The 26,969-nt window shown below is 63.6% G+C and carries 24 protein-coding genes, 1 tRNA gene and 1 pseudogene; 16 read left to right on the forward strand and 10 right to left on the reverse strand.

Features of this window, described 5'->3' with window-relative positions; translation table 11 throughout:
• Positions 1 to 38: 38 nt before the first annotated feature.
• Both rpsA and A9K71_RS32210 read right to left on the reverse strand, forming a co-directional pair.
• A complete protein-coding gene (rpsA, locus tag A9K71_RS27570) occupies positions 39 to 1,736 on the reverse strand; it encodes a 30S ribosomal protein S1 (RefSeq protein WP_067003396.1) in 1,698 nt (565 codons plus the stop codon).
• A gap of 203 nt (positions 1,737 to 1,939) precedes the next feature.
• Positions 1,940 to 2,140 carry a hypothetical protein gene (locus A9K71_RS32210; protein WP_067003398.1) on the reverse strand — a complete coding sequence of 67 codons (201 nt, stop codon included), beginning with the start codon at positions 2,138 to 2,140 and terminating at the stop codon, positions 1,940 to 1,942.
• Between A9K71_RS32210 and A9K71_RS27580 the strand changes: the two genes are divergently transcribed.
• Positions 2,139 to 3,029 carry a bile acid:sodium symporter family protein gene (locus tag A9K71_RS27580; RefSeq protein WP_067003400.1) on the forward strand — a complete coding sequence of 297 codons (891 nt, stop codon included), beginning with the start codon at positions 2,139 to 2,141 and terminating at the stop codon, positions 3,027 to 3,029. The two genes, A9K71_RS32210 and A9K71_RS27580, sit on opposite strands and share 2 nt — an antisense overlap.
• 9 nt (positions 3,030 to 3,038) lie before the next feature.
• Here A9K71_RS27580 and cmk read toward each other — a convergent pair whose 3' ends face one another.
• Together cmk and aroA are read right to left on the reverse strand one after the other, a co-directional pair.
• Positions 3,039 to 3,689, reverse strand: a complete 651-nt coding sequence (gene cmk, locus A9K71_RS27585; protein WP_067003402.1) for a (d)CMP kinase — start codon at positions 3,687 to 3,689, stop codon at positions 3,039 to 3,041.
• A gap of 254 nt (positions 3,690 to 3,943) precedes the next feature.
• Positions 3,944 to 5,302 (reverse strand): 3-phosphoshikimate 1-carboxyvinyltransferase, encoded by a 1,359-nt coding sequence (aroA, locus tag A9K71_RS27590; protein ID WP_067003404.1) that lies wholly within the window; start codon positions 5,300 to 5,302, stop codon positions 3,944 to 3,946.
• Between the two features lie 194 nt (positions 5,303 to 5,496).
• On the opposite strand from aroA, the gene A9K71_RS27595 reads away from it, so the two are divergent.
• The 14 genes and pseudogenes from A9K71_RS27595 (at position 5,497) to A9K71_RS27655 (ending at position 17,013) form a co-directional block, all read left to right on the forward strand.
• Positions 5,497 to 5,892 carry a TIGR02300 family protein gene (locus A9K71_RS27595; protein ID WP_067003406.1) on the forward strand — a complete coding sequence of 132 codons (396 nt, stop codon included), beginning with the start codon at positions 5,497 to 5,499 and terminating at the stop codon, positions 5,890 to 5,892.
• A 176-nt stretch (positions 5,893 to 6,068) separates the two neighbouring features.
• Positions 6,069 to 6,144, forward strand: a tRNA-Ala gene (locus A9K71_RS27600).
• A 129-nt stretch (positions 6,145 to 6,273) separates the two neighbouring features.
• Complete coding sequence (locus A9K71_RS27605) at positions 6,274 to 6,624, forward strand: hypothetical protein (RefSeq protein ID WP_245299804.1); 351 nt, start codon at positions 6,274 to 6,276, stop codon at positions 6,622 to 6,624.
• A 62-nt stretch (positions 6,625 to 6,686) separates the two neighbouring features.
• The gene (locus A9K71_RS27610; RefSeq protein WP_067003408.1) at positions 6,687 to 7,403 is read left to right on the forward strand and encodes a DUF2161 family putative PD-(D/E)XK-type phosphodiesterase; all 717 of its coding nucleotides are present in this window, start codon (positions 6,687 to 6,689) and stop codon (positions 7,401 to 7,403) included.
• Between the two features lie 130 nt (positions 7,404 to 7,533).
• Positions 7,534 to 8,265, forward strand: a complete 732-nt coding sequence (locus tag A9K71_RS27615; protein WP_067003410.1) for a FadR/GntR family transcriptional regulator — start codon at positions 7,534 to 7,536, stop codon at positions 8,263 to 8,265.
• Entirely contained in the window at positions 8,262 to 9,464 is a 1,203-nt protein-coding gene (locus tag A9K71_RS27620) for a PLP-dependent transferase (RefSeq protein ID WP_067003412.1), read from the forward strand. The genes A9K71_RS27615 and A9K71_RS27620 overlap by 4 nt, the downstream gene beginning before the upstream one ends.
• A gap of 25 nt (positions 9,465 to 9,489) precedes the next feature.
• Positions 9,490 to 10,767, forward strand: coding sequence for a sugar ABC transporter substrate-binding protein (locus A9K71_RS27625; protein WP_067003717.1), 1,278 nt, complete (start codon positions 9,490 to 9,492; stop codon positions 10,765 to 10,767).
• Positions 10,768 to 11,043: 276 nt separating this feature from the next.
• Complete coding sequence (locus A9K71_RS27630) at positions 11,044 to 11,967, forward strand: sugar ABC transporter permease (RefSeq protein ID WP_067003414.1); 924 nt, start codon at positions 11,044 to 11,046, stop codon at positions 11,965 to 11,967.
• On the forward strand, positions 11,967 to 12,815 hold the full coding sequence (locus A9K71_RS27635) for a carbohydrate ABC transporter permease (RefSeq protein WP_067003416.1): 849 nt from the start codon (positions 11,967 to 11,969) through the stop codon (positions 12,813 to 12,815). Before A9K71_RS27630 ends, A9K71_RS27635 begins: the two co-directional genes overlap by 1 nt.
• A gap of 3 nt (positions 12,816 to 12,818) precedes the next feature.
• Positions 12,819 to 13,886 carry a sn-glycerol-3-phosphate ABC transporter ATP-binding protein UgpC gene (gene ugpC, locus A9K71_RS27640; RefSeq protein WP_067003418.1) on the forward strand — a complete coding sequence of 356 codons (1,068 nt, stop codon included), beginning with the start codon at positions 12,819 to 12,821 and terminating at the stop codon, positions 13,884 to 13,886.
• A gap of 159 nt (positions 13,887 to 14,045) precedes the next feature.
• Positions 14,046 to 14,218: pseudogene (locus A9K71_RS30965) on the forward strand (sugar phosphate isomerase/epimerase); the annotation flags it as partial.
• Positions 14,219 to 14,304: 86 nt separating this feature from the next.
• Positions 14,305 to 14,790, forward strand: a complete 486-nt coding sequence (locus A9K71_RS27645; protein WP_067003420.1) for a hypothetical protein — start codon at positions 14,305 to 14,307, stop codon at positions 14,788 to 14,790.
• A 189-nt stretch (positions 14,791 to 14,979) separates the two neighbouring features.
• Complete coding sequence (locus tag A9K71_RS27650; protein ID WP_067003719.1) at positions 14,980 to 16,419, forward strand: aldehyde dehydrogenase family protein; 1,440 nt, start codon at positions 14,980 to 14,982, stop codon at positions 16,417 to 16,419.
• Between the two features lie 12 nt (positions 16,420 to 16,431).
• Positions 16,432 to 17,013 (forward strand): DUF1349 domain-containing protein, encoded by a 582-nt coding sequence (locus A9K71_RS27655; protein WP_067003421.1) that lies wholly within the window; start codon positions 16,432 to 16,434, stop codon positions 17,011 to 17,013.
• Between the two features lie 88 nt (positions 17,014 to 17,101).
• On the opposite strand, the gene A9K71_RS27660 is transcribed toward A9K71_RS27655, so the two are convergent.
• The 4 genes from A9K71_RS27660 to A9K71_RS27675 all read right to left on the reverse strand — a co-directional run bounded on the left by A9K71_RS27660 (position 17,102) and on the right by A9K71_RS27675 (position 22,510).
• Positions 17,102 to 18,667, reverse strand: coding sequence for a glycosyltransferase (locus tag A9K71_RS27660; protein WP_067003422.1), 1,566 nt, complete (start codon positions 18,665 to 18,667; stop codon positions 17,102 to 17,104).
• Complete coding sequence (locus tag A9K71_RS30970; RefSeq protein ID WP_082980742.1) at positions 18,664 to 20,835, reverse strand: glycosyltransferase; 2,172 nt, start codon at positions 20,833 to 20,835, stop codon at positions 18,664 to 18,666. Before A9K71_RS30970 ends, A9K71_RS27660 begins: the two co-directional genes overlap by 4 nt.
• Positions 20,832 to 21,482: a bifunctional DNA primase/polymerase gene (locus tag A9K71_RS27670; RefSeq protein ID WP_082980743.1), complete on the reverse strand. Its 651-nt coding sequence runs from the start codon at positions 21,480 to 21,482 to the stop codon at positions 20,832 to 20,834. The genes A9K71_RS30970 and A9K71_RS27670 overlap by 4 nt, the downstream gene beginning before the upstream one ends.
• Before the next feature lie 101 nt (positions 21,483 to 21,583).
• On the reverse strand, positions 21,584 to 22,510 hold the full coding sequence (locus A9K71_RS27675) for a TIR domain-containing protein (RefSeq protein WP_067003423.1): 927 nt from the start codon (positions 22,508 to 22,510) through the stop codon (positions 21,584 to 21,586).
• A gap of 628 nt (positions 22,511 to 23,138) precedes the next feature.
• Here A9K71_RS27675 and A9K71_RS27680 point away from each other — a divergent pair.
• Positions 23,139 to 24,422: an O-antigen ligase gene (locus tag A9K71_RS27680; RefSeq protein ID WP_067003426.1), complete on the forward strand. Its 1,284-nt coding sequence runs from the start codon at positions 23,139 to 23,141 to the stop codon at positions 24,420 to 24,422.
• Positions 24,423 to 24,557: 135 nt separating this feature from the next.
• Here the strand turns inward: A9K71_RS27680 and A9K71_RS27685 are convergent, their stop codons facing one another.
• Both A9K71_RS27685 and A9K71_RS27690 read right to left on the reverse strand, forming a co-directional pair.
• Complete coding sequence (locus tag A9K71_RS27685) at positions 24,558 to 25,652, reverse strand: acyltransferase (RefSeq protein ID WP_067003428.1); 1,095 nt, start codon at positions 25,650 to 25,652, stop codon at positions 24,558 to 24,560.
• A 106-nt stretch (positions 25,653 to 25,758) separates the two neighbouring features.
• Positions 25,759 to 26,946, reverse strand: a complete 1,188-nt coding sequence (locus A9K71_RS27690) for a polysaccharide biosynthesis/export family protein (RefSeq protein WP_095777021.1) — start codon at positions 26,944 to 26,946, stop codon at positions 25,759 to 25,761.
• Between the last annotated feature and the right edge of the window lie 23 nt (positions 26,947 to 26,969).

Below are 26,969 nucleotides of genomic sequence, written 5' to 3' on the forward strand. Positions count from 1 at the left end.
GCTCCGGCGGGGTTTTTGCTTTCGGTAGAGGAAGGAGCTTAGTTGCCCTGCTTCTTCAGCGCCGCGCCCAGGATGTCTCCCAGCGAGGCGCCGGAGTCGGTCGAGCCGTACTGGGCGACCGCTTCCTTCTCCTCGGCGATTTCCAGCGCCTTGATCGAGACCTGCAGCTTGCGGGTCTTCTTGTCGAAGGCGATGACGCGGGCGTCGACCTTCTGGCCGACGGTAAAGCGCTCGGGGCGCTGCTCGTCGCGGTCACGGGAAAGGTCCGAACGCTTGATGAAGGTATCGAGGCCGCTGTCGACCAGCCGTACTTCCAGACCGCCATCCTTCACCGCGGTGACCTCGCAGGTAACGACGGCGTTCTTGCGCAGCTCGCCGCTGCTCGCCGCCTCGCCGACCGTGTCGCGGGCCAACTGCTTGATGCCGAGCGAGATGCGCTCCTTCTCGATGTCGACGTCGAGCACCTGCGCCTTGACCATGTCGCCGCGATTGTACTCTTCGATCACCTGCTCGCCCGGACGGGTCCAGTCGAGGTCGGAGAGGTGCACCATGCCGTCCACGTCGCCTTCCAGGCCGATGAACAGGCCGAACTCGGTCTTGTTCTTGACCTCGCCCTCGACCTGGCTGCCGACCGGATGGTTGCGCGCGAAGGCTTCCCACGGGTTCTCCAGCGTTTGCTTGAGACCGAGCGAGATGCGGCGCTTGGCCGGATCGACCTCGAGCACCACCACGTCGACTTCCTGCGTCGTCGACAGGATCTTGCCGGGATGCACGTTCTTCTTCGTCCACGACATTTCCGAAACGTGGATGAGGCCCTCGATGCCCGGCTCCAGCTCGACGAACGCGCCGTAGTCGGTGATGTTGGTGACGGTGCCCTTGATCTTCTTGCCGATCGGGAACTTGGTGCCGATATCCGACCACGGATCGCTCTCGAGCTGCTTCATGCCGAGCGAGATGCGGTGGGTTTCCTGGTTGATGCGGATGATCTGCACCTTGACCGTCTGGCCGATGTTGAGGATCTCGGTCGGATGGTTGACGCGGCGCCATGCCATGTCGGTGACATGCAGCAGGCCGTCGATGCCGCCGAGATCGACGAACGCACCGTAGTCGGTGATGTTCTTGACCACGCCCTCGACCACCTGGCCTTCCTCGAGGTTCTGCACGATCTCCGAACGCTGTTCGGCGCGGCTCTCCTCGAGCACGGTGCGGCGCGACACCACGATGTTGCCGCGGCGGCGATCCATCTTGAGGATCTCGAAGGGCTGCGGGTTGTGCATCAGCGGCGAGACGTCGCGGATCGGACGGATGTCGACCTGGCTGCGCGGCAGGAACGCCACGGCGCCGTCGAGATCGACGGTGAAGCCGCCCTTGACCTGGTTGAAGATGACGCCTTCGACGCGCTCACCCTTGGTGAACTTCTCTTCGAGGCGCACCCAGCTCTCCTCGCGGCGGGCCTTCTCGCGCGACAGCATGGCCTCGCCAAGCGCGTTCTCGATGCGCTCGACATAGACCTCGACGGTGTCGCCGACCTTGAGGGAGGAGTCCTTGCCCTTGGCGCCGAATTCCTTCAGCGGCACGCGGCCTTCGACCTTGAGGCCGACATCGATGATGGCCATGTCCTTTTCGATCGCGGTGATCGTGCCCCGGACAACCTGGCCCTCGCCGGAATGGCCGGCGGTGAATGATTCTTCGAGCATGCTCGCGAAATCATCGCGAGTGGGATTTGCAGCTGACATTGTTTCTCCTGGAATGCTTCGCACAACAAGCGAAGCGGGCGCCGTGGGTTAGCGTTGCGTGAGCCTGCCGGCGTTCCGGGCTGAAGAGCCCTCGGCCGCTTAAGCGGCAAGTCCGGCGCATAGAGAATGCTGGCAGGCTGGTTCGTGCCCGATATGGGTATTTTCATCGCCTCCGGCAACGGAAAACACGAGGAAAACCCGGATCAGGCCTTGTTTCTCTTGGCCAGCAGTCTTTGATGGTTAGCCATGGCCGCCAGAAACGCGGTCTCTATAGACACTTCGCCGGTGTCAGGCAAGTGCGCGTCGCGGCGGTGCGCGTGCTCCGCCCGAATGTTTTTGCGATTACGCGTTCGCGGTTGCAGTTCTTTTTTGCCGACATGGATTGTCACGGGGAGCATCACCATGCAGTCAAGCGCCACTTTCAACATCTTCCTGCCGGTTGCCCTCGTCATCATCATGCTGGGGCTTGGCCTGTCGCTCAAGCTCCAGGACTTCTTGCAGGTGGTGCTGCGACCGAAGGCCCTCCTGGTGGCTCTTATCGTGCAGATACTGGTTCTTCCCGTCCTTTGCTTCGGCATCGTGTCAGTTTCGGCTTTGCCGCCTGCCATGGCGGTCGGCATGATGCTGCTCGCGGCCAGTCCCGGCGCCCCGTCCGCGGTTCTCTTCACCCACCTTGCCAAGGGCGATACGGCGCTCAGCCTGACGCTGACGGCGATCAGCTCAATGGTGGCGCTTGTGTCGGTGCCATTGATCACCAATTTTTCGCTGCTGCATTTCTATGGCGCCGGGCACGTCATCCCGCTGCCGATCGAGAAATTCCTGCAGTTCTTTGCCGTTGTGCTTGTCCCGGTTTCGATCGGAGTTGCCGTCCGGCACCGCTACACGGCCCTGGCCGAGCGCCTGGAGGGGCCCGTCAAGCTACTGGCGACGCTTTTTCTTGCGGCGGTCGTTATTTTTGCCGTCGTCGATCAGCGGCAGGTTATCGTGACCTGGGGGCCCATTGTCGGCTTTGCCGCCTTTGCCTTCAACGTGGTGAGCATGGCGCTCGGCTACGCCGTTCCGTCGCTGCTGCGCCTGGAAAGGCGGCAGGCGGTCGCCATCACCATGGCAACGGCCATCCACAACGCCGCGTTCGTCATAGCCCTGGCGCTTAGCGAATATCTCCTCAACAACGCCGAAATGGCGATCCCGCCAGCGCTTTATGCCTTGATTGCCTATGTCACCGCGGCGGTTTTCGTAGCCGTCCTGAGCAGGTCAGGCAGACATGCGATCGAAGGCACGATCCGGTCGTGACAGCCAAGCTCAGGCGAGGTCTTTCGCGGCCATGGCGCGGTCAACGATTGCCATGGCCGCCAGAAACGCGGCCTCGATTGCCATGTCGCTGGTGTCGAGCAAGTGCGCGTCCGCCGCCGGCTTGAGCGGGGAGTCGGCACGGCCCATATCGCGCTCGTCGCGGCGCTCGATGTCGGCGAGGATCGTGGCAAAATCGGCGCTGCCGCCCATGCTTTCGATCTCGGCCAGCCGGCGCCTTGCCCGCACTTCCGCGCTCGCTGTGACATAGAGCTTGATATCGGCGTCGGGACACACGACCGTGCCGATGTCGCGTCCGTCGAGCACCGCGCCCGGCGGCGCCTTGGCGAACTCGCGCTGCTTGTCGACCAGGATGCGCCGGACCGACGGAATGACGGCGACCTTTGAGGCGGCTTCGCCCACCGCATGCGCCGAAAGCACCGTGCGGTCGAGGTTCGAAAGATCGACTTGGCGAGCCGCGGTTTCCGCCGCCGAGACATTGTCGAGCGGCAGACCGAGCTCGAGCAGCTTATGGGCGACGGCGCGATAGGTGAGGCCGGTATCGAGCAGGTTCAGCCGGTAATGATCGGCGAGCCGGCGAGCGAGTGTGCCCTTGCCGGCGCCCGCGGGGCCGTCGATGGCGATGGTGAAGGGGGTGCTCATTGGCTCGCCTCGAACGATAGGCGCAATGAGCAAGATGAGCGCCGCGATCCTTCGCGCCCCCCTTTGTCCTGCCGGACATCTCCCCCGCAAGGGGCGAGATCAGCCGTCATCGCGGCTTGCGCCAATTGTCTATGTTGCAGGATTGAGCGGAGCGCCGGAGCCGCCAATCTCCCCCCTTGCGGGGGAGATGTCCGGCAGGACAAAGGGGGGTGCTGTTCCGCTTGCATCTCGGTTCGGCTCCAACCCATCGCCCGTCACTCGATCTCGGCGCCGAGCCCCTTCATCAGCCCCATGAATTCCGGAAAGCTCGTCGCGATCATGTTGGCGTCGTCGATGGTCACCGGCTTTTCCGTCGCCAGCCCCATCACCAGGAAACTCATGGCGATGCGATGGTCGAGATGCGTCTTCACCGCCGTGTCCGGCCCGTTGGGATGAGCGCCCAGGCCCTTGCCGCCGGGCTTGCCGCGCACGGCGAGCGAGGCTTCGCCCTCGCTGCAGTCGACGCCGTTGAGCTTCAGCCCGTTGGCCACCGCCGACAACCGGTCGGATTCCTTGACGCGCAATTCCTCCAGACCCTGCATCAGCGTCTCGCCTTCGGCGAAAACAGCGGCAACCGCCAGCACCGGATATTCGTCGATCATCGACGGCGCCCGCTCCGGCGGCACGACGACACCTTTGAGGTCGGAGGAGCGCACGCGCAGGTCCGCCACGTCCTCGCCGCCGGCATTGCGCGGGTTGAGGATGTCGATGCGGCCGCCCATCTCCTGCAATGTCAGGAGCAACCCGGTGCGGGTCGGGTTCATCAGCACGTTCTCGATCACGATATCCGAGCCCGGCACGATGAGCGCCGCCACCAGCGGGAAGCCGGCGGAGGAGGGGTCGCCGGGCACGGCGATGGTCTGCCCCGTGAGCTTGCCCTGGCCTTCGATGAAGATGTGGCGCACGCCGCGCTCGTCGGTCTCGACGGTCAGGTTGGCGCCGAAGCCTTTCAGCATCTTTTCGGTGTGATCGCGCGTCATCACCGGCTCGATGACGGTGGTGATGCCCGGCGTGTTGAGGCCGGCAAGCAATACCGCCGACTTCACCTGGGCGGACGCCATCGGCACGCGATAGGTTATCGGCGCGGCATGCTTGGGGCCGCGCAGCGTGATCGGCATGCGGTCGCCGGGCGCCGCTTTCAGCACCTGCACGCCCATCTGGCGCAGCGGCTCCAGCACCCGGCCCATCGGCCGGCCGGAGAGCGAGGCGTCGCCGATAAAGGTCGTCTCCATGTCATAGGTGCCAACCAGGCCCATGGTGAGCCGCGAGCCGGTGCCCGCATTGCCGAAATCGAGCGGGCCTTCCGGCTCCAGCAGCGCGCCGTTGCCGGTGCCGCGGATCACCCATTCGGCGCCCGTCTTTTCGATATGCGCGCCCATCGCCTTCATGGCGGCGCCCGTGCGCATCACGTCTTCGCCTTCCAGCAGGCCGGTGATGCGCGTCTCGCCGGAAGCCAGGCCGCCGAACATGAAGGAGCGGTGCGAGATCGACTTGTCGCCCGGCACCCGCGCCGTGCCGGCAAGGGCAGGGGATTTGCGGGCCGTAGCCGGCTTCGGGGCGGCAGCGTGAGACATTGTCTGTTCCAAATGCGGGCGCCGGCGGGCCGGCTCAATTCGTCGTGTTGCGGCGGTCTCGTATCACGGCGCGCCGCAATGGTCATCCCCTCACGCGGGCCTTCGAATGCAAGGTTTTGCGATGCCGGCTTTTGGCTTTGACAGCGCGGAAAACTGCGGTTAAGGGGACCATTCTTTTTTTGACGAGGCTTGCTGTGGCAAAACCTGAACTTGGCACAAAACGTGTCGACCCCGAAACGGGGCGGAAATTCTACGATCTGAACAAGGACCCGATCGTCTCGCCATACACCGGCAAGAGCTATCCGCGCTCCTATTTCGAGGAAGGCAAGATTTCCGCGATCGAGGACGATGAGGACGTCGCCGACAAGGAAGTCGACTCCGAGGAGGAAGAAGGCGCCGAAATCGTCTCGCTCGAAGATGCGGACGAGGAGACCAAGGGCGGCGGCGACGATCTGCCCGATCTCGGCGACGACGAGGATGATGTCGATCTCGGTGACGATGACGATGACACCTTCCTTGCCGACGAGGAAGAAGAGGACGACGACGTTTCCGATATGATCGGCGTCGGCGACGACGAGGACGAGGTCTGATTTCGGCCCCGGCGCGATTGTTTGCCGGCCATTTTGACCTGTGACGAAAAAGCGGCTTTTCAAGGCTTGATCTTGACCGAAGGCGGCGCTAGAAGCCGCCAGCACTAAACGACGGCGCGGTGCCCAACCGCGCCGGATCTCTTCGCCGGAAACGGCGCCGGCTGACTGCCGGGAGTGGGGCCATAGCTCAGTTGGGAGAGCGCTTGAATGGCATTCAAGAGGTCGTCGGTTCGATTCCGATTGGCTCCACCAAACAGTCTTTCTTTGATGCTCGGTTTCGCGGCATTGGCGCTTGTCGCTTGTCAATCGGTATCCGAGGCCCCGCCTCCTCCTCAACCTGCCCCGGCTGCTGTCGCGGCTCCCGCTGTCCCGGACACTGCGGTGCTCGACCAAACCGTGGCGATCACGCCTCCGGGCAAGAGTGTCCCCGCCCGATATGCGGCGTTTTCAGGCATTTGGGCGGGACGGCTGGATGGCACCTTTGAAGGCAAGCTGGCCGTGCTGACCGTTTCACCGGCCGGGCAGGTGACGGTCAGCTACGCGTGGGGCGATATGGCCGACAACAAGCCGGGGATCGCCGACGGCGCCGGCAGGATCGCCGGGAACACCTTGAAGCTTGGACGCCTGCCGAACGGCGCAGACATCACGTTTACGATGCAGCCTGACGGAACGCTGGCCGGCACCTACACGCTTGCCGGCCAGACCTATAGGGGCCAGTTCGCCAAGCAATAGCGGCGGGCGGTCGCGTCGCCTTCTGCCGTGTCGGCCGGGCTCGAATCGGCTATGCCTCTCCCATGCAGGAAATGTCCCTCTATGCACCGGTGAAGCGGTTCCTCGAGAGCCTCGACTTCACCGTCAAAGGCGAGGTCGGCGGCTGCGACATCGTCGGGTTGCGCGAAGGCGAGCCGCCCGTGGTCGTCATCTGCGAGCTGAAGCTGCAGTTCAATCTTGAGCTCGTTCTGCAAGGCGTCGATCGGGCGGCGGCCTGCGACGAGGTCTGGCTCGCCGCGCGGATGTCGGCGCGCGGCAAGGGCCGCGAGCACGATCGACGTTTTCGCGCGCTCTGCCGGCGGCTCGGCTTCGGCCTGCTCGCGGTCGACGGGAAAGGCAAGGTCGAGTTGCTGCTCAGCCCGGCCGCCGTGCCGCCGCGGCGCGACCCGAGGCGGCGCTCGCGGCTGGTCGAGGAGCATCACCGCCGCAAGGGCGATCCCTCCATCGGCGGCAGCACGCGGCAAAAGCCGATCATGACCGCATACCGCCAGGAAGCGATTGCCTGTGCCGCCGCCATGGCCGACGGCCCGAAGCGGCCGCGCGATTTGAAACTCGTTGCCCCCCGCGCGGCCAGCATCCTGCTGCACAACTATTATGGCTGGTTCGCCAGGGCCGAGCGCGGCATCTACGCTCTGACCGAACTCGGGCAGGCTGCCTTGCAGTCGCAAGGGGTCCTCGACGGTCCGCCGCTGGTCGCTCCGTTTCAAGTCGAGCAGCTTGGAGCGAAGCTCGGCGCGTGAGCGGCTGACGCCGCTCGCGCACTGTCGGCTATCGACCGAAAATCGCCGAATCGCACCATGCGTGGTTGACTCACCTCTTCGTTCATGCAGAAATTGGTTGGACCATTGAACCACTTTCGGATTCACCAGCGTGACCGACCCTCTCCCGCCGATCCAGACGACGGCCCGCGATGATGCGGTCCTGAAGGCGTTGGCCGGCTTCGTGCGGCAAGAGGCGTTGGGTCCCGGTGAAAAACTGCCGACCGAGCGCATCTTGGCCGAGCGCCTTAAGGTCAGCCGCAACACGGTTCGCGAGGCACTCACCCGCTGGGAGGGGCTGGGCCTCGTCGAGCGGCGCCAGGGCAGCGGCACTTACCTCAAGGCGGCGGTCTCGCCCGACATGCTGCACATGCCGCTGACCCTTGCCGGCGGCAACGACTTCGCCGGCCTGATGCGCACGCTGGAGATCCGCCGCGCGCTGGAGGCCGAGGCCGCCGCTCTTTGCGCCGTCCGCGCCGACAAGGCTGAGGTCGCCGAGATCGAGCGCAAGCTCGACATCATGGAAGAAGCCTTCCACAGCCGCGCCGGCATGTCGTCGGAGGAGGACTGGGAGTTCCACCAGTCGGTCTACCGCGCCTCCGGCAATCCGCTGTTCGAGCAGATCATCAGCGCCATGCACGAGCTGTTCCACCGCTTCTGGGAACATCCGCTCGGCGTGCGCGATTTCGGCCATGCCAGCTTTCCCTATCACCGCACCATCTTCGACCGCATCGCCGCGCACGACCCGGAGGGAGCCCGGGCCGAAGCGCTGAAGCTCATCGCTACCGTCGAAAACGACTTGAAGCGCGGCGCCGCCAACCTCAAGCTTTTGGATCGCAAATGAACGAGCATCCCACAGGGTTCGACCCGGCTTCTTTGGCCAGCGACTACCTCGGCGAGGCGGCGACGCTTCTCGCGCATGACGATCCGTTCCCCGGCGGCGCTGTGGTGCCGCCGATCTACCAGACATCGCTCTTCACCTTCGACAATTACGCCGAAATGGCCGACACCTTTGCCGGCAGGAGAAGGCAGCCGATCTATTCGCGCGGCGACAACCCGACGGTGATGGAATTCGAGGCGCGCGTCGCGGCCTTGGAAGGTGCGGAAGCCGCGCGGGGCTTTTCCAGCGGCATGGCGGCGATCAGCGCCACCGTGCTCGCCTTCGTCGGCGCCGGCGAACGGATCGTTGCCGTACGCAACTGCTATGGCGACGCGTACCGCCTGTTCGAGCGCCTGTTCCCGCGCTTGCAAATCAAGGTCGACTATGTCGACGGCTCGGACCCCGATGCGGTGGCGGCGGCGCTTCCGGGCGCCAAGCTGCTCTACCTCGAAAGCCCGACCTCGATGATGTTCGAGCTGCAGGACATTGAGCACCTGACCCGGCTGGCGAAAAGTGAGGGCATCGTCACCACCATCGACAATTCCTGGGCGACGCCCGTCTTCCAGAAGCCGATTTCGCATGGTGTCGATCTGGTGCTGCACTCGGCCTCGAAATATCTCGGCGGCCACAGCGACACCGTCGCTGGCGTGGTGGCGGGCTCGGCCGCGCATATCAAGCACATCAACGAGCAGACCTATTCGTCGCTTGGCGGCAAGCTGTCGCCTTTCGAGGGCTGGCTTCTGCTGCGCGGCCTGCGCACGCTGCCGCTGCGGTTGCCGCATCATATGAAGAGCGGTCTCACGCTCGCCGAGCGGCTGAAGGCGCATGGCAAGGTCGAGCGGGTCAACCATCCCGCCTACTCCAATCATCCCGGCAAGAAGACGCTTGCCGGCTATGCCGGGCTGTTCTCTTTCGAGGTCGCGGAAGATGTCGACATTCCGGCTTTCGTCGATGCGCTGAAGCTGTTCCGCATCGGCGTCAGCTGGGGCGGCCATGAAAGCCTGGTCGTGCCGGCCAAGGCCTCGCTCGAGCAGACGCCGGGTCTGAATTCGATGGCGCGCTTCGGCGTCAGCCCCCGAACCATCCGCTTCAATGTCGGATTGGAGAACGTCGAGGACCTCTGGGCCGACATCGCCCAGGCCTTCGACAAGGCAAAAAAATAAGGTGTTCAAAATGGGAGTTCCGAACATGAAAAGACTGACAATCCTGCTTGCCGCCGCTGCCGGCCTCGCGATTTCCGCCGGGGCCGCGCTGGCCGACACCACCATCAAGATGGTCGAGGTCATCACCAGCCCGCCGCGCACCGAATTCCTGAAGAAGCAGATCGCCGAATTCGAGCAGGCCAATCCCGGCATCAAGGTCGAGCTCGTCTCGCTGCCTTGGGGTCAGGCGTTCGAGAAGTTTCTCACCATGGTTCAGGCCGGCGACACGCCCGACGTGGTCGAGATGCCGGAGCGCTGGATGGGCCTCTATGCCAACAACGGGCAGCTCGAGGATCTCGGCCCCTACATGGCCAAATGGGACGACGCCAAGACGCTCGGCGACCGCGCCAAGCAGTTCGGCTCGACAGTCAACAACACGCAGTTCATGATCCCTTACGGCTACTATGTGAACGCGCTGTTCTGGAACAAGAAGCTGTTCAAGGAAGCGGGTCTTGACCGTCCGCCGGAAAACCTCGACGAGTTCGTCGAGTTCTCCAAGAAGATCTCCGCCATCCCCGGCAAATATGGCTACTGCCTGCGCGGCGGGCCCGGCGCCTTCAACGGCATGCACATGTTCATGAACATCGCCGCCGGCAAGGGGGGCTACTTCACCGAGGACGGCACCTCGACCATCAATGACGAGGGCTCGGTCAAGGGGCTGCAGATGCTGGCCGACATGTACAAGAACGGCCTGGCGCCGAAAGATTCCGTGAGCTGGGGCTTCAACGAGACGGTGACCGGCTTCTATTCCGGCACCTGCGCCATGCTCAACCAGGATCCGGACGCGCTGCTCGGCATCGCCGACAAGATGAGCGCCGACGACTTTGCGGTCGCGCCGCTGCCGGTCGGCCCGAGCGGCAAATCCTATCCGACGCTGGGCTATGCCGGCTGGGCGATGTTCGCCAATTCGCAGCACAAGGACGAAGCCTGGAAGCTGATGGCGACGCTGCTGTCGCCCAAGGACAATCTGGAATGGGCCAAGGAAGTCGGCGTCGTCCCGATCCACAACGGCGCCGATCAGGACGCCCACTTCAAGACCGAGCAGTTCAAGGGCTGGTTCACCGAGCTCAACGACAGCTCGAAATATGAAATGGTGACGCCGCCGACGCATCTGGAAAACCTCGGCAACTTCGTCGACCAGGTGGCGATCAAGAACTTCCAGGAAGTGCTGCTTGGCCAGAAGCCGGCCAAGCAGGTGGCCGACGAGTGGGCGGCGTTCCTGACCAAGGAGCAGCAGGCCTGGCTGGCCAAGAACAAGAAGTGACCTTTCTTCCTTCTCCCCGCTTGCGGGGAGAAGGTGTCACCCGATGAATTGTCGCCCAAAAGTGCGAAGCGGTTTTGGGAGAACGACATTCACGGACAAGTGACGGATGAGGGGCAGCGCCGAATCCTGAAAGTCGGCTCCGCTCCTCATCTGCCTGCCTTCCTCCGCAGCAGCTGCGCTGCAGCTACGGAGGGTGAACCGGCGTCTTCTCCCCGTGAATGGGGAGAAGGACGCTGTCGCCACGCTGGCCTCACCATCACCCGTAGAGCCAAATCGATGACCTACGCAGTGTCCGAAATCCGATCGACCGGCCGGCCGCGCAAGAAGCGGCTGAGCAAGGCCGCGATCGAGCCCTGGCTTTATCTTTCGCCGGCTATCGTCCTGCTGGTCGTCGTGCTCCTGGTGCCGCTGATCATCGGCATCAGCTATTCCTTCCGCAAATTCTCCGCCTTCAAATCGGAATATGTCGGGCTCGGCCAGTACCAGGCGATGCTCTCGGACGCGGTGCTCGGCCAGGCGCTGGTCAACACGCTTTGGTGGACTGCCGCCAGCCTGTTCTTCCAGTTCTTCCTCGGGCTTGGTCTGGCGCTGCTGCTCGACAAGCCCTTTTATGGCCGCAAGGTCGTGCAGGCCGTGGTGTTCCTGCCCTGGGCGGTGCCGTCCTTTCTTTCCGGCCTTACCTGGGCCTGGCTGTTCAACCCGATCATCGGCCCGCTGCCGCACTGGCTTTTCGCGCTCGGCCTGAAGGCCGAGCCGACCAACATGCTTTCCGATCCGGCGACAGCCATGTGGGGGCCGATCGTCGCCAACATTTGGTTCGGCATTCCCTTCTTCGCCATCACGCTGCTTGCGGCGTTGAAGTCGATCCCGTCGGAACTGCATGAGGCGGCAGCCATCGACGGCGCCTCGCCCTGGCAGCGCTTCACCAAGGTGACGCTGCCGTTCCTGGCGCCGACCATCGTCATCACCGTCATGCTGCGCACCATCTGGATCGCGACCTTCGCCGACTTGATCTTCGTCATGACCGAGGGCGGACCGGCAGGCTCGACCAGCACGGTGCCGGTCTACATCTATGTCAGCGCCTTCAAGTCGCTGGACAAAGGCTATGCGTCCGCAGTCGCGGTGCTGCTGCTGGTGCTGCTCATTGCCTATGCGGTTGGCCTGATAGCCATCCGCCGCACACTTGTGAGGCATGTCTGATGATCGCCGGCCGTTCCACCTCTTCGCGCATCGCCGGCGGCATCGGCCTCTACGCCGCGATCGCCGCCTATGTCGTCTTCGCGCTGTTCCCGATCTTCTGGACGCTAAAGATCTCTGTGACGCCGGAGCGGCTGCTCTATTCCGAAGGCATAACCTTCTGGCCATCGGAAACGACGCTCAAGAACTTCGACACCGTGCTGGAGGCTTCCGACTTCCCGCGCTACTTCCTGAACAGCGTCATCGTCTCGGTGTCGACGGCGGCACTGGTCACGGTCATCGCCACGCTTGCCGGCTATGCGATGTCGCGCTTTACCTTCCGCGGCAAGGCGACTTTAGCGATCCTGCTTCTGCTGACCCAGACTTTCCCGCTGGTCATGGTCATCCCGCCGATCTACCGCATCATGGGCGATCTCGGCCTGACCAACAGCCTGACCGGGCTGATCATCATCTACACCGCCTTCAACACCGCCTTCGCCACCTTCCTCATGCAGTCCTTCTTCGACAGCATTCCAAAGGACTTGGAAGAGGCGGCGATGATCGACGGCTGCACGCGCGCCCAGGCCATGCGCCGGGTGATCGTGCCGCTCACCTTGCCCGGCATGGGGGCGACGCTCGGCTTCGTCTTCACCGCCGCTTGGAGCGAATTGCTGTTCGCGCTGATGCTGATCTCCAGCGACGAGCAGAAGACCTTTGCCGTCGGCCTGCTCACCTTCATCGGCAAGTTCGCCGTCGACTGGGGACAGATGATGGCGGCCTCCATCCTGGCGCTGATCCCGGTCTGCATCTTCTTCGCCTTCCTGCAACGCTATCTCGTCACCGGCCTTACCGCCGGCGCTGTCAAAGGATAATCGATGGCTTCCGTCACCCTCCAACATGTCGAGAAGGACTATGGCGCGCTGCGCATCCTGCACGGCGTCGATCTCGAGATCGCCGACGGCGAGTTCGTCGTGCTGGTCGGCCCGTCCGGCTGTGGCAAGTCAACGCTGCTGCGCATGATCGCCGGCCTGGAGGAGGTCACCGGCGGCGAGATCCGCATCGGCGAGCGGCTGGTCAACGATGTGGCGCCGAAGGACCGCGACATCGCCATGGTGTTTCAGTCCTATGCGCTCTACCCGCATATGGACGTCTCCTCGAACATGGGCTTCAGCCTGATGCTGAAGAAGGCCGAGAAGAAGACGATCGACGGCAGGGTGGGCGCCGCCGCCAAGCGCCTCGGTCTGGAGACGTTTCTCGGCCGCCTGCCGCGCCAGCTTTCCGGCGGTCAGCGCCAGCGCGTCGCCATGGGCCGCGCCATCGTGCGCGATCCCAAAGTCTTCCTGTTCGACGAGCCGCTGTCGAACCTCGACGCCAAGCTGCGCGTACACATGCGCGCCGAGATCAAGGCGCTGCACCAGCAGCTGAAGACGACCTCGGTCTATGTCACGCACGACCAGGTCGAGGCGATGACCATGGCCGACCGCATCGTCGTCATGCATGACGGCTATGTGCAGCAGGTCGGTCATCCGCTGGAGCTCTACGATCGTCCCGCCAACACTTTCGTCGCCGGGTTCATCGGCTCGCCCGGCATGAATTTTTTGCCGGCAAAGGTCGCCAAGGGCGGCAAGGTCGATGCCATGCTGGCCGACGGCCAGAAGCTGAGGCTGCCGGACGGATTGCCGCTGAAGGATGGCGATGCGCTGACCGTCGGGCTGCGGCCGGAACACATCCGGCTGGCCGACGACGGCCCGCTGAAAGGTCAGGTCGAGGTCGTCGAGCCGCTCGGCCTGTCGACGCAATTCTATGTCAGGCTGGCCAACCAGCAGATCTGCGTCTTCGTCATGGGCCGCAGCAATGTCAAACCGGGCGACGCGATCCGGCTCGCCGCCGACCCAGCGGCGCTGCATCTGTTCGATCCGGCAAGCGGCGCTCGCATCGGATAGGTCAGCGCCGGCGGAAGGCGTCCAGAGTGTAATCGGGCCACGCGCCAGGCTCTTGGAACAGTCCGGTCAGGTCACCTGATAGTCGGCCAATATCCCGGACAAGACCAGCCCGGTCGCCACGCCTGCACCGACCCCTGCCTGGGATGTCGTGCTCGACGCGAATCCTTCTCCTCCGAGATCGTCGGCGAGAACCTGTCGAAGAAGACGGCGATCTGGCGAATCTGTGGACCGACAACATGGAATTGGCCCGCCATGCGCGCCGCTTCATCGACGTCGGCCGGGAGACGGCCCGGCGCAAGGCCGAACTCGTCTCGGCCTCGCAGAAGCCCTGACGCTTCGATACTGCCGCGAGGTGAATTGCGGTTTTCTGCGGCCGCGCTCTGCTAGACTCCCGTGATTCGTCTCGACAGGGAACGGCATGAGCAAGGCTCTCGGCACATTCGCATTGGTCACGGTTCTGAGCGCCTTGCTGATGGCGCTGTCGCTGGCGGTCGCCAGGCACGGCTACCCCCAGGGCGCCTTCGGCGTTAAGCGTCTCGACGGCATTGCCGACGCGGGTTCGTTCCTTGCCATCGCCGCCATTTATTTCTTCAGCGCGCTGTTGATGATGATCCTGCCCATCCGCGCCGCCGGGGTTGTGCTTACGCATGCCGCCGACGCGATCTTCTGGGCGACGATCGTGCTGTTCGCCGCCATTGTCGGTTCGCTTCTCGCCCGATGGGCGCTCGGCCAGCGCGAGGTGCCTTGGACAATTCTCAACTGGCGCTTCCTGTTCGTCCCGGCGATCGTCGGCGCGCATCTCGCCATGAATGAGCTTCGCCGCAACATCCTGCTCAGAAGCCTGTTCTTCGTCATCTTCGCCGCGGCAACGCTCGCCTGCCTGTTCTGGTCGTTCTCTCTCTGAAGGAGGCCGTCAGGCCTTTGTCGTGAAGGACGAAGCCGGTGGACTTCCACCGCCGCGCGCCTACCTTTATCGAAAGCTCTCGGGTAGACGTTTGCGCCGACCATGGCTATATCATTTGTCTGACAAATGATCGGCGCTTTGCCACGCCAGCCAATCTCGAACACACTTGCCAATCTCGAAGGAATGAAGATGACCGTGCTCCGCAAGAACCTGATCGACGGCGAGTGGCTGGGCGAGGCCGGCTCGCGCAACATCAACCCGTCGAACACCAACGATGTGGTCGGCGAATACGCCTCGGCCGGGCCGGAGGAGGCCAAGCAGGCCATCGCGGCCGCCAAGGCGGCCTTCCCGGCCTGGTCGCGCTCCGGCCCGCTGGCGCGCCATGCCGTGCTGAAGAAGACTTCCGACGAGATCATGGCGCGCAAGGACGAGATCGGCCGGTCTCTCGCTCGCGAAGAAGGCAAGACCCTGGCCGAAGGCGTCGGCGAAACTATCCGCGCCGCGCAGATCTTCGACTTCTTCGCCGGCGAGACGCTGCGGCTGTCGGGTGAGATGGTGCCGAGCGTCAGGCCCGGCGTCGGCGTCGAGATGACTCGCGAAGGCGTGGGCGTCGTCGGCATCATCACGCCGTGGAACTTCCCGATCGCCATTCCCGCCTGGAAGATTGCGCCGGCGCTGGCCTACGGCAACACCATCGTCTTCAAGCCGGCGGAACTGGTTCCCGAAAGCGCCTGGACCATCGTCGACATCCTGCATCGTGCCGGGCTGCCGAAGGGCGTGCTCAACCTCGTCATGGGCAAGGGCTCTGTCGTCGGCCAGGCCATGCTCGACAGCCCGGACGTCAACGCCATCTCCTTCACCGGCTCGGTCGGCACGGGAAAACGCGTCGCGGCGGCAAGTGTGGAGCATATGCGCAAGTTCCAGCTCGAGATGGGCGGCAAGAACCCGCTCGTCGTGCTCGACGACGCGGACCTTGCGGTCGCGGTCGATTGCGCCGTCAACGGCGCCTATTTCTCGACCGGCCAGCGTTGCACCGCGTCCTCGCGCCTCATCGTCACCGCAGGCATCCACGACCGCTTCGTCGACGCCATGAAGGAGCGCCTGGACAAGCTGGTCATCGGCGACGCGCTGGACGCCAAGACCCAGATCGGCCCGGTCGTCGACCAGACCCAGCTCAAGCAGGATGAGGACTATATCGCCATCGGCCGCCAGGAAGGCGCCGAGCTCGCCTTCGGCGGCGAGCGGCTGGAGCGCGAGACTCCCGGCTTCTATCTCAGGCCGGCGCTGTTTACCGGCGCCACCAATGCCATGCGCATCTCGCGCGAAGAAATCTTCGGCCCGGTCGCCAATGTCATCCGCGTCAAGGATTATGATGAGGCGCTGACTGTGGCCAACGACACGCCGTTCGGCTTGACCTCCGGCATCTGCACGACAAGCCTGAAGCACGCGACGCATTTCAAGCGCAACTCCGAAGCCGGCATGGTAATGGTCAACCTGCCGACGGCGGGCGTCGACTTCCATGTGCCGTTCGGCGGCCGCAAGGGCTCGAGCTACGGCCCGCGCGAGCAGGGCCGCTACGCCATGGAGTTCTACACTACCGTCAAGACTGCCTATACGTTCGCCGGCTGACGGGCAGGCTTCATGACCTCTGACTTTGCCGGAATGGCCTGGCTCAACCCGCCGCCGCACCATGTGTTCGGCGACGGGACGCTGCATGTCCGCACCGGCAAGGAGACCGACTTCTGGCGCGAGACTTTCTACGGCTTCCGCCGCGACAACGGTCATTTCCTCTATCGTCCCGCGGCGGGCGACTTCAGCGCCGAGGTCAGCGTCAAGGGCAATTACGAGGTACTCTACGATCAGGCCGGGCTGATGCTGCGGCTCAGCGAAACGCACTGGATCAAGGCCGGCATCGAATACACGGACGGCCTCGCCTATTTTTCCGTTGTCGTCACCAACGACACCTCCGACTGGTCGCTGGTCAGCATTCCGACAGACCCCGACGGCGTACGGATCCGTCTGACCCGCCACGCCGAAGCCATTCGCGTTCAGTACCTCGAAGCCGCGGACGGCCGCTGGAAACCGGTGCGGCTGGCCCATTTCCCGGTCTCGCGGAGCGTCGACGTCGGCATGATGTGCTGCTCGCCGCAGCGCGAAGGCTTCGAGGTGATGTTCTCGGGCTTCAGCGTTGGCCCGCCAATCGCGAGAGAGTTGCACGATTGATGGTGGCGCGCGGCGCTGCCCGCGCGCACCTGCGACGCTGCCCTTCGCGGCCGGCTGTTTCTGGAGGGAAACTGGGAAAGGCGGGGCCTCACCAGGGGACGTGCTGTATCTCCAGCCGCGGCAGTCCGATCGGCCTGATGCCGAGATCGTTCGCCAGGGCGCCGAAACCCTCGGTCTCGATCAGGTCGCGATAGGGGATCTCCGGAAAGCGAAGGCCGCCGCGATGCAAGGCGGCATCGACCAAGAGCATGGTGCCGCCGACACCATCCAGGCCGATGCTGTCGAGGTGGCGGACGTCGCTCATATGCAGCCTTGCATGTGTGTGCCGCGGAGGCTGATAGAGACCGTCGTGAACATGGCGGAAGTAGTTATGATCTCTGTTGTGCCGCACCGTGACGAAACTGTTGAGGTCGAAGCTGTCGCCGCCTGGGACTTTCACGCAGTGCGGCGCGACGATGCGGTGCCCCCTTGCAATCAGCCGGGTCACGACGTCCGCTGGAAAACGCCAGACATCGATGTCGATCCACAGCGCCCAGTCGTCCTCGTCTCTCAGCCCATGATCGATCAGATGGTTACGCACCTTGGCGATGCCGCTGCGCCTGACGCGTTGCAGCTGCCGGTTCGCTCGCTTGTCGCGGTCAAGCTCGGTGCCGAGTTTTTTCCGCAGCAGCACGACTTCGCGATAGTCCTTGCCCAGGGCCGCAGTGGCGCCTTGCAACCGCTCCCAGCTGCCATCTGAACTGTCGCCTTCGCAAAAGACGAGCTTCATCTTGTCCTTTGGGAAGTCGAGCTGCCGCAACGCGGCGAGGAATGGCTCTATGTGTTGGGCCGCATCGCGCAGCGGCACCAGCACGGCGAGGTTGGATCCTAATGGCGGCGGCGCCGCGATGGCCGCTTGGCTGACGCTTTGCCGGGCGGCTTGCTCATCGGAAACAGTCCCGCGCGTCAGGCGGTTCCGGGCCTGGTAGATCAACTTGCGCAGCCTATGCCGCAACCGGGTGGGCCTCTCCGGCGTCCACCATGTGCCCGCCCAGTGGTGGATCGACAACGTCATGCCGCCGCTGCCCGCCCGCTTTCCCGACGAATCGAGAGGCGAGTACAATTCGGCCGGATGGATCGCAAACGCCGTCTGGTCAGGATAGCCGAGTTGCGCGGAGGTAAGCACGCACGGCCCGGTGGCGTCGATCGCCTGTTTTGCGCGGACGAGCCCGGGCAGGAACGACAGCAAATGAAGCCAGAACGGGTGTCCCGGCGGGCTGGCCATAGTCCCGTTGAACAGAAGGTAAGGCAATCCGCGAAAGTCCGCCTGCACGCGTGCGTGGGCGTCCGGCTCCGTGCAGAACACGATCCGATCCTCGCACAGGAGCGGATCGAACGGCGCCACGCATTCGCAATCGATATCGGCATAGACGCCGCCGAAATGGTGGAGAAGCAGATAGCGACCCGCGTCGGCGCGCAGGATACCATACTCGTAGCTGCAAAATGTCGGCAGGAAGCTGGGATAGTGTGCGGCCACGAACTCGAGCAAAGTCCGATCGTTCCAGAACATCATCGTCCAGTCCGGATGATGCCGCTTCCAGCTGTCGACATAGCCTTGGAAACGGGGTGGGACGATGTCGGTCTTCCACGTCTGGTGCAGGATTCTCGGGATCATCCGCGGCTCACGGCTTGAACTTGGTCACAGTCGGCGTCGACGCGGGTGCCATCCAGGCCCAGGCCCTGACCGACGGCCTCGCGGATCGCTTGCGGCCCGAACCGCGACCATGCGGCGTCATGGGCCCGGACGCGAAGGCTGGCCATGCGCGCATCGTCGGAACAAAGTCTGACCGCCATGTCGGCCAATCCCTCGTCGGTGTCCGACAGAAGCACCTCGTCGCCCTCAATCAGGTCGAGACCCTCGGCTGCCAGCGGCGTTGCAATGACCGGGACCCCGCAGGCCATTGCTTCGAGGATCTTGATCCGCGTGCCGCCGCCCATGGCGAGCGGGACGATGCTGAGATGGGCAACGGACAACAGAGGTCTGATATCGTCCGGATCCTCGACCAGACTGACCCCATCCAGTCCTGCCAGGGCGCGAACGCGCGACTCGGGCGAACGGCCGGCAAGAACGAGCTTCGCGGTCGGCAGCGTCTGGCGAATGCGGGGCAAGATGGTGTGCCCCAGCCGCTCGGCGGCGTCGACGTTCGGCTGATAGCCCAGATGCCCAACATAGAGGATAAGGGGAAACGCATCCGAGACGGCTCGCTGCAGCGGCAGTAGCCGCGGCAGCTCGTCCGCTCGCGGGATGCCGTTTGGCACGATGTGGACGGAGACTTGCGGCCGGACAAACGCCTCCAGCCGCTGGCGGTCCCGTTGCGAGCACACCCAGATCCGGTCGACGATGGCTGCCGCCTTTCTCTCGAGCGCCCTGAGGTCTGAGGAAAACGGCCGCCAACGCTTCTTGCGCGGCAACTGACCGGCGAGATCCGATTCGACATTGTGCATGTCCAGAACGAGTTGCCGGACCATCGGCCGCAACGGAGCGAGAAATCTGAACAGACCAACGCCTTCGACGACGATAGTATCCGGGCGAAAATCCGCTACGAGCGCCTTGAGCCGCGCCAGCGCCGGGAGCGGTATCCGGCTCTCGCCCTTGGCCCTCCAGCGGGCGAGCGAAGGCGCTCGCGGTTCGGACTTGTTCATGAGCTCAGTCACGCGAATGTCCAGCCCGGCAGGTTGGACGTCGCTGCTTGGCGGCAGGAGCGAGGCCAGGCAGACCGGGCCGAACGCGGCTGCCGCCGTGGCGTTGCCGAAATTCCGGAGATCGGCGCCGGACCTCGGCGGAAACGGCGGGTCGTGGCATATGATCAGCGTGCGGCGCGACGTCGCTGAATTGGGCATTGGCGACATCCTAGCCTCGGTCTCGGTCAGTCGCCCGATTCGGATCCTGGCCAGATATCGCATCGCCTTCCAACTGCGGCCCAGCTCCGTATGCGCTCGGACCGCGCGCATCATGCCGCCAGCATCGGCGAACTTGCGGTGCCTGATCAGCTGTCGGGCGATCCGCTGAGCTATCCAGGCCTTGCGCCACTGCACCGCCTCCCGTTCGACGCCGGCGGCAGCCAGCCCGTTCAGTTCCAGCGCTATGGCAAGGAAGGTCCTGCGCGGTGCCGTGATGAAGCGGCGCGCCATGCGTTCCTCGTCATGGTGGTAGAGCAGCACCGGGGTCTCGACGGTAACCACGTCGGCACGGGCCAGCACGGCGGTCCAGTAGCAGGTGTCCTCATCGAGGCCGATCGTTTCGGGAAAGCGGAGGTTTGCGGTCGCCCAGTCGGCGACCAGGGCGCTTCCCATCGCGATTGGCCACACTTCGTTGCGAAGGTAGCGCCGCACATTCTCTCGCCGGTCCGCGCCGTAGCCTTGCGGTGCCTTGAGCTTGTCCGGCCGGCTTTTTGTCCGCCGTATGCTGGCCCCGACGGCAAGGCCGGCGCGAGGCGGGCCTGCCAGCGCCGCGCTCAGCCGCGACAGGCTGCCGGGCATCACCTCGTCGTCGGCATCGAGAAAGAATATGGATGTGCCGCTTGCCCGCTCGAGTCCGACATTGCGCGCGGCGCCCGCTTTGCCCAGTCGAACGCCCACCACGTCCAGCGGCAAGCCGTGACGGTGCGCGCTTTGCCTCGCCATCGCAGCTGTCTGGTCGTTCGACCCGTCGTCGATCACGAGAATCTCGCGGATGACCGCTCTGTCGGAAGCCAGACTGCCGAGTGCCGCTTCGATGGTTGCAGCCGCGTTTCTTGCCGGGATAACGACGGTGATGTCAGCCGCCACAGGTGAGCCGCTCATTGCTGTTCGAAGAAGCCACGCTTGAGCAGCCGGTCATAGCAATGCTTGAGCATCGACACCGGGCGCAGCGAAAGACTGTCAAGATTGCCCACCACCTGAGGTTCCATGTCGAATGGCGACTGGCCTTCGATCCAGCTGTAGGAGGAGCCGTCCTTCAGCTCCGACGGGCAGCCCACGACATAACCGCCCAGCGCCTTCGCGTGACCCACCCGGCGCAAGCCGAAATGGAGGCTGGAAGAGACCACCGGTTCCCGCGTTCTTAGATAGACATGAAATCCGCTCGGCGATTTTGCTATTGGTGTGCCGTTCGCAATTGCCTTGTGACTGGACCGCCAGGCACGATAGCCGGCGTCGTCATCGAAATCGAGGATCATCAGGTTCGCAAATCCCCCCAATATGCCGACATTGCCGGCAAAGTCGCCAAACCAGCGTGCGACGTCGCTGCGGCCCGGCGGCTTCTGCGCCAGTTGGAAGGTGATGGAGGTGAACGCCAGTTCCTTCAAGTCCTTGCGCAACGTCCGCAGATGCAACGGATCATACTCCATGGCCGCGAGGTCGAGATGCTTGCCGCCGGCACGAAGCGGCAGGCAGATATAGCCGCGCTCGAACAGCCTTATGGCATAGTCGGTCAGTGCCCCAGCCTGCATCCGCCAAATGTTCCGGGATCGAGACGTTCCCGACAATCTGTTGGGCCGAACGGTCCGTTCGTCAAGCGCCGGCGCCTTCGCCGCGACCGCCCGCACTGTCGTCAGACATTCTTGATCGACTTCCAGTGACTTAGCCGTTCTGCGATCAACTCCACGCGCCGCTGATTGTCGTTCCCGTCCAGGATGGTTAAGTCCTGCGGATCGGCGCGCAGATAGACGCCGGACGTTCGTGCATTCACCTCCGGATTCGTGTCCGAACGTGTCGTAAAATATCCGGACGCGCGCCCGGCGGATTCCAGCCGGATTTCGCCTGTCCCGTGCAGCTGCGGCGCGTTGGCGTCCAACGGCCGTTCCCCGTTCCAGTAGTAGAAGATGCCCGAAGACTCTCCTTTCTCCTTCGACGCCTCGCTCCAGTATCTGGCTGACAGGCTGCCATTCTCCTGCCATGAGCGGCCGTTCAGTTCCAGCGCGCCGTTGCGGTCCCGCGAGATCCTGAGCAGACTGACCGCGGAAGGCTCCCTTGCTGTGCGCTCTGACAGGGAGAACTGCCACCAAAACCCCTCTATGCGGGCGACTCGCCCCTCATTTTCAATGGCATTCCGCAGTTTTTGATTGATCGCTCTGGTCTCCGCGGCGGTCGCTGCCTCGCCGTAGCGTACCGACGTCAGGCCGAGCAGATCGCTGGGAAGCTTGGCACCATTCGCATGCAGGATGAAGGTCCGGCGCATGCCGAGAACCCCGCCGAACAGGCCGGCCTCGAAAACCACATTGTCTCGCGGAGAAGCCTGGGCGGGAACTGTGGTCGATTCCGGCTGGCTCGCGCTCGTCCAGTCGTCCTGGGCGAACACGAAAGCGGCGAAGTCGACCTCGCGCGTCAGCTCGAGGAGACGCCCCAGCGTTGTCGTCCCGGGATTGAAGGATGTCGTCCAGGGTTCGACATTGGCAATATCTTCAAGGCCACGCTGCAGCGCCTGCAGCAGCTTCTTCTGTTTTCCTGACGAGCCCAGGAAGATTCGCGGCTTGGCCATTCGTTTTTCTCCGGCGCGATAAGAGTCCTCACAGCGTAGGCGGTTGTCCTATCTCATTGCAACGACTGCATTACCATGACACGCCTGCCGCTACACCTCGGCGCGGTGCTGGAAAAACTGCATGAACAGCTCGCGCTCGGTGGTGATGTCGAGCTTTTGCCACCTCCCGGTCGTCATCGACTGCACCGTACTCAGGACAACACTTCAAGATTGCAAAGTCGGCGACGACGCCGAAGAACAAAGGCCAACGCTCCTCCGCTCGGAAGAACGCGGCGGACGCTGGGCATCTTGCTCGGGGACCTGTTCTCGCATGAGCCGATAATCGAAATCGATTTTCGGAAGGGATCATCCGGCAACGAGCAACAGGCCGCCCCATTCCGGCCTTTTCGCTGTGTGATATGCCTGTGATAACGCCTCTTTGCCCGTGGCGACATTTCCGGTTGAGCGATCGGCGATAGGGCGATAGATTATGCTGCAGTGCACAATGAACCCGGTAGGGCCGAACGTCGGCTCGTGCCGGCTATCAGACACTGAACCGCGCTAACTGTTGTTTACGCAATTCCCGACGGAAGACGGTCACACACTTTTCCTGGAATTGCTCCAAGGCTGAACGGACGAAAAATCCGGCATGAAGATTCCAAAATCCATTCTGCTCGATCCGGAGGCAAACAAGGCCTATGGCGCCTTTGCCGTCGCGGTTTCCGTTCTTGCCTTTGCCTATTCCAGCAATTTCGGTCAGGTCCTAATCCTCGCCTATTACGCGGTCTGGCTGCCGCTGTTCTTCGTCGACTACCGGCGTTTCACCTGGAAGCTCTCGAACGCTTGGCTGCCGATACTCTTCGCGACTTATGTCTGCCTGTCGGTCTTCTGGTCGCAGGCTGCCGGCATCAGCGCGCGTGCGGCGGTGCAATATTCCTCGCATATCGTCTGTGCCTATATCGCGGCCCGCACCATCAGCGTGCGGACGCTGGTCCTGGGCTCGCTGATCGGGATATTCGTCGTTCTGCTCTACTCGCTGAAAGTCAACGCTTACGCGCTGGACATAATGGACGGCACCTTCAATTTCGTCGGCGCCTTCGCCTCCAAGAACCAGGTCGGGTTCTTCTCGTCGTTCGGCATCTTTTTGTCTTTCGTCTTCCTGATGTTTTACCGGCGCAACTGGCTGAGCTTCTTCTGGACCGCGCCGATCATCCTGATGTCGGCATACATGCTGGCAATCTCCCACTCGGCGACATCCGTCGCCTCGCTGCCGGCGGTGCTCGGCATCGTCATCTTGCTCACCATGAGCAGGGTCCTGTCGCGGCGCTACCGCCGCGTGCTGTTCGTGGTCGGCGGCGGCGCGTTGGTGGCCGGCGTTGTGGCCGCGCTGAACCTCGGCCTGCTGGACGTCGTGCTCGGCATCTTCGGCAAGGATTCGACGCTGACCGGCCGCACCTATCTCTGGCAGCAGGGCTGGGAGGCGGCGCAGCTGCACCCGCTGCTCGGCTACGGCTATGCCGCCTACTGGGTGCAAGGGTTCGCCGATCCGGAACGGTTGTGGGCCGAGTTCTACATCACGACCCGCACCGGCTTCCATTTCCACAACACCTATATCGAGACCCTGGTCGAGATCGGCTTCGTCGGCGTCACCATGCTGGCGCTGATCATCCTGCGCGCCTTCTACGGCCATATCTCGAAGGTGGTGTTCGGGGTCTGGAGCGCCGATTCGGTGGTGCTCGCCGGCGCCGTCGGGCTGATGCTGATCCGCTCCTTCTTCGAGGTCGAGATCCTCGGCCCTTACTTCATGGCCTCCTTCATCGTCTATTATGGCCTGTTCAAGCTGACCCCGCTGCCGGTTGCCCGGCGACGGCGGGTTGCCATTCCTGTCCAGGATGAAAAGCCTGCCAACGGCCACATGCCGGCGCCGGTCTGATCGCGCTTTTCGCCTCGGTCGCGTCGAGGAGTTAAAGCATGTCCCCCGAAAGCGAGAACCGGTTTCGGGTCAAAGACATGCGTAAGACCAAAAGCCTAAAGAGCACGGAGTAAATCTGAAGGATTGCGACGCGCTTTAGGCCACGGCTCGCGAGCGCTGCATTTGCCGCTGCAGGAAGCGGCGCACCGGCTCGTCATAGATGCGGGTGGCAATGTCGGCGATGACGATGACCGCAGCGGCCATCACGATTCCGAACCAGGGATGATGCGCGAACGGGTCGACCGACGCCGCCTTGCCGGCCCCGGCAATGATCATCAGCATCGGCGTGTGGATGATGTAGATCGGATAGGAAACCCGCCCCAGCCAACCATAGAAGCTAGCCAGTCGCGGCGCCGTCGGTGCCACCGCGCCGGTCACCACCATCAGCGGGAACACGACGGCGATAGAGGCGAGGTCGTAGGCGACACGCCCGGCAGCGCCCGCAGGCGCGATGGCGAAGACGATCAGCGTAAGCAGGATCGCGGCCTCGACCCACCAGCCGCGCCGCAGAAAGCCGAGGCCATCCTGGTAGCGCGCCATCGACCGGCAGAGCAGCACGCCGAGGAAGAAGGAGAACGACACGCGCGGCAGCCCGCTAATGATGGTCTTGCCGGTCATGCCGAAATCGAGCGTGCCGGCAAGTGCCGAGGCGACGATCAGCAGCACCAGGCTGACAGCCACCAGCACCGTCAGCACACGTTTCGACAGCAGGAAGAAGACGGCGGCATAGGCGATGTTGACGATCAGCTCGAAGAACAGCGACCACGAAGCGGGATTGAGCGGAAAGATCGTATGGTAGGCATCGCCGACCAGCGGAATGAAGAGTATGCCTGTCGTGAGCTGCGTGCCGATCTCCGACAACGGCATGTATTCCGTCGCAATCAGCCTGTTCTTGATCAGCAGATAGAAGCAGCCGAGCAACGTGCCGGCGAGGTAGAGCGGGTAGAGGCGTATCAGGCGGATGGCCAGGAAGGTGCCGAAGCCCATGCCGTTCTCGATCTTGCGGTCGTAAGCGTGGGCGATAACGAAGCCGCTGAGCAGGAAGAACAGGTCTACCGCAAGATAGCTCGACGGCAGCACTTTGCCATCGGCCAGAAAGGGCGAGAAGTGATAGAGCATCACGCTGATCGCCGCCACGCCGCGGATGGCGTCGAGGTTGAGGTAGACGTGACGCGGAGCGGCAGGCTGCATTCTATGCCTTCAAGCGGTCCAAACAGATTGCTCGCCCGCACCTTGGCGCGAACGAGCCTGACTTGTTCCTCCCGCAGACCGCGCTGAGCGAGGCCCGGGCGCCTGGCTACTGGCTGGCCATAGGTGGGCCGCCGGCACTCGGCGCCAGCTTCACCTTGATGACGTCGCCCGGCAGCACCGGCGTGTCTTCCTTGGCGTCGATCTCGCTGGTCTTGCCGTCGGCAACACGCACCAGCGAATACAGCAGGGCCGGTTCCTGGCCGCCTGTTATCGCAGCCGCCATTGCGGGATCCGAGGCCGCGGCGATCAGGCCCTTCTGCATGGCAGTCCTCAGCGTCGCCTCGTTCAGGTCGGCCTCGGCCTGCTGCCGGCTCGCGGCCAGGTTGGAATTGAGCGTGTTGCGGGCATCGATGGCGTCCTGATCAGCTTTGCTGATCGACTGCTTGGCGGTGAGGATGGCCGTCTCATAATCCAGGATCTTGCCCTGCAGGTCCGCCACCGACTGTTTCGAATCGAGCAGTCGCGCATTGGCGACAAGGCCCTTCTGGGCCAGCGGACCGATGCTGGTGAGCTGCTGCTGCGCCAGATCCACTTGCTGCTGCTGATTGGCGATTTTCTTCTGCAGCGATTCAATCTCGCCTTCGAGCACGCCTTTCAGGTCATCGAGCGCGTCCAGCTTCAGCTTCAGCGCCTTCTGGTCGGCCGTGAGGATCTGCATCTCGTCGGCAACGATGGCCTGCGTTCTCGGGTCGTCCGCAGCCTCCTTCGGAATCTCGAAGCTCGTCTTGCCGGCAAGGTCTGCGTCGATGCGGGCACGCTTTATGATCAGCCGCAGCCGCTGGTCGTCATAGATATCGAAACTGCCCTTGGCGGTGACCAGGTCCTTGCCGAGCTGAGGGCCGTAATCGGCGTTGCGCCGAATGCCGCCGGCGATGCTCACCGCCTTCAGTACCGTAAGGTCCGGCACGTAGGGGAACTGGCCAGGGTTCTGCACTTCGCCCGAAATGTAGAATGGCCGGAACTGCGCCATCTCGACCGAGGCTTCAGGCTTGTCGGGCAGTGCCAGCTTGCGCTGCAGCGCGAGACCGATCGCGGCAGCGATCTCCGAGGTCGTCTTGCCGGCCGCCTGCATCTCGCCGACGAACGGTACCGAGAGCGTGCCGGCGGGGCCGACCGAATAGTCGCCGTTGATGGATGACCAGTCGCGGAACGTGCCGTCGACCGTCTGCCACTCGGCGATGCGGATGTTGAGTTTGTCCTGCGGCCCGAGACGATAGTCTCCAGCCACCGCCATGGTGGGGATCGCAAGAGACAGGG

It is taken from the genome of Mesorhizobium sp. WSM3873 (genome assembly GCF_001672445.1).
Classification (GTDB): Bacteria; Pseudomonadota; Alphaproteobacteria; order Rhizobiales; family Rhizobiaceae; genus Mesorhizobium.

What these genes read in the sequence shown, in the direction of transcription:
- A9K71_RS27690 (WP_095777021.1), bottom strand. Translation starts at nt 26,946, where the DNA reads ATGGCGGTGGCTGGAGACTATCGTCTCGGGCCGCAGGACAAACTCAAC.
- A9K71_RS27650 (WP_067003719.1), top strand. Translation starts at nt 14,980, where the DNA reads ATGACCGTGCTCCGCAAGAACCTGATCGACGGCGAGTGGCTGGGCGAG.
- A9K71_RS27645 (WP_067003420.1), top strand. Translation starts at nt 14,305, where the DNA reads ATGAGCAAGGCTCTCGGCACATTCGCATTGGTCACGGTTCTGAGCGCC.
- A9K71_RS27670 (WP_082980743.1), bottom strand. Translation starts at nt 21,482, where the DNA reads ATGCAGGCTGGGGCACTGACCGACTATGCCATAAGGCTGTTCGAGCGC.
- A9K71_RS27635 (WP_067003416.1), top strand. Translation starts at nt 11,967, where the DNA reads ATGATCGCCGGCCGTTCCACCTCTTCGCGCATCGCCGGCGGCATCGGC.
- A9K71_RS30970 (WP_082980742.1), bottom strand. Translation starts at nt 20,835, where the DNA reads ATGAGCGGCTCACCTGTGGCGGCTGACATCACCGTCGTTATCCCGGCA.
- A9K71_RS32210 (WP_067003398.1), bottom strand. Translation starts at nt 2,140, where the DNA reads ATGGTGATGCTCCCCGTGACAATCCATGTCGGCAAAAAAGAACTGCAA.
- A9K71_RS27630 (WP_067003414.1), top strand. Translation starts at nt 11,044, where the DNA reads ATGACCTACGCAGTGTCCGAAATCCGATCGACCGGCCGGCCGCGCAAG.
- A9K71_RS27685 (WP_067003428.1), bottom strand. Translation starts at nt 25,652, where the DNA reads ATGCAGCCTGCCGCTCCGCGTCACGTCTACCTCAACCTCGACGCCATC.
- A9K71_RS27655 (WP_067003421.1), top strand. Translation starts at nt 16,432, where the DNA reads ATGACCTCTGACTTTGCCGGAATGGCCTGGCTCAACCCGCCGCCGCAC.
- A9K71_RS27610 (WP_067003408.1), top strand. Translation starts at nt 6,687, where the DNA reads ATGCAGGAAATGTCCCTCTATGCACCGGTGAAGCGGTTCCTCGAGAGC.
- aroA (WP_067003404.1), bottom strand. Translation starts at nt 5,302, where the DNA reads ATGTCTCACGCTGCCGCCCCGAAGCCGGCTACGGCCCGCAAATCCCCT.
- ugpC (WP_067003418.1), top strand. Translation starts at nt 12,819, where the DNA reads ATGGCTTCCGTCACCCTCCAACATGTCGAGAAGGACTATGGCGCGCTG.
- A9K71_RS27580 (WP_067003400.1), top strand. Translation starts at nt 2,139, where the DNA reads ATGCAGTCAAGCGCCACTTTCAACATCTTCCTGCCGGTTGCCCTCGTC.
- A9K71_RS27625 (WP_067003717.1), top strand. Translation starts at nt 9,490, where the DNA reads ATGAAAAGACTGACAATCCTGCTTGCCGCCGCTGCCGGCCTCGCGATT.
- A9K71_RS27620 (WP_067003412.1), top strand. Translation starts at nt 8,262, where the DNA reads ATGAACGAGCATCCCACAGGGTTCGACCCGGCTTCTTTGGCCAGCGAC.
- cmk (WP_067003402.1), bottom strand. Translation starts at nt 3,689, where the DNA reads ATGAGCACCCCCTTCACCATCGCCATCGACGGCCCCGCGGGCGCCGGC.
- A9K71_RS27660 (WP_067003422.1), bottom strand. Translation starts at nt 18,667, where the DNA reads ATGATCCCGAGAATCCTGCACCAGACGTGGAAGACCGACATCGTCCCA.
- rpsA (WP_067003396.1), bottom strand. Translation starts at nt 1,736, where the DNA reads ATGTCAGCTGCAAATCCCACTCGCGATGATTTCGCGAGCATGCTCGAA.
- A9K71_RS27680 (WP_067003426.1), top strand. Translation starts at nt 23,139, where the DNA reads ATGAAGATTCCAAAATCCATTCTGCTCGATCCGGAGGCAAACAAGGCC.
- A9K71_RS27675 (WP_067003423.1), bottom strand. Translation starts at nt 22,510, where the DNA reads ATGGCCAAGCCGCGAATCTTCCTGGGCTCGTCAGGAAAACAGAAGAAG.